The organism is Mesorhizobium sp. M0833 (assembly GCF_040319905.1).
In the GTDB taxonomy this organism is placed as follows: Bacteria; Pseudomonadota; Alphaproteobacteria; order Rhizobiales; family Rhizobiaceae; genus Mesorhizobium.
The window spans coordinates 1-933 of record NZ_JAMYOQ010000095.1 but is presented as its reverse complement, the minus strand read 5'-3'; the positions used below and the strand labels follow the sequence as shown (position 1 = coordinate 933).

Genomic DNA, 933 nt, shown 5'->3' with positions numbered 1-933 from the left:
GGGCCTGTTGCGCAGTAACCGGGGATGTTTGGATGGGGCGGGATCGCAGGGATTTCGCTCGTCTTTGTGAGCTCCGCCCCCTTGTTTGGGGTTTCGGCGGCGGTTTCGGCCCGGGCGGCCGGGCTGCGGGCGCACCTATCCCGTGATGGCGGCCCATCGGCGCATGTTGAAGGCGATCGCCGCCAATGTCACCTGGGCGGTGGCCTTCGCCAGTCCGACATAGCGGATATTGGTCAGCTTCATGCGGTTCTTGAGCGTGGCGAAAGTGGTCTCCACCGCCGCTCGCCGTCTGGCGATCAGGCGGTTGTAATGTTTGAGCCGCGGCGGCAGCGCATGGTGCTTGTTGGGGCGGCGCGCGATGCGCACCTTCTTGCCCTCGGCCTTGAGCCGGGCGCGGCGGGCATGGGTGTCGTAGGCGGCGTCCGCCCACACCGTCTTCTCGTCGCCGCAGATCAAGTCATCGGCCATCACCGTGTCGTTGACGTTGGCTGGCGTGGTAATCACCGTGCGGATCAGGCCAGAGCCCTCATCCACCCCGACATGGGCTTTGTAGCCAAAGGTGAAGCCGCCCTTGCCCTTTCGCGCGGTGAGCCGGGCATCCGTATCCTTCGAAGTCCGCTCGTCCGTCGGGGGCAATGAAACCGCATTGATCAGCGTGGCATCCAGCATCGTTCCCCGCTTCAGGATAACACCGGCTTTCTCCAACTGCCGGTCCAGTTCGCCAAACAGCTTCTCCAGCAGCCCTTCGCTGACAAGCAGATTGCGAAAACGCGAAAGCACCGTGTGGTCGGGAACGCTCTCCTCCAGCCCGAGCCCTACAAAGCGCCGGAACGACAGCCGGTCGCCAAGCGCCTCCTCAAGTTCGCGATCCGACAGGCCGTAGAGTGACTGCAGCAAAAGCGCCTTGAACAGAACCAGCGGTGGCCAAGCTGC

Annotated in this window: 1 protein-coding gene; it reads right to left on the bottom strand. The window is 64.0% G+C overall.

The genetic code is table 11. The features are described 5' to 3' along the window. Positions 1-135: 135 nt before the first annotated feature. Positions 136-933, bottom strand: a 798-nt coding sequence (locus NKH98_RS32935) for an IS5 family transposase (RefSeq protein ID WP_352904321.1), incomplete at its 5' end; no start/stop codon positions are given.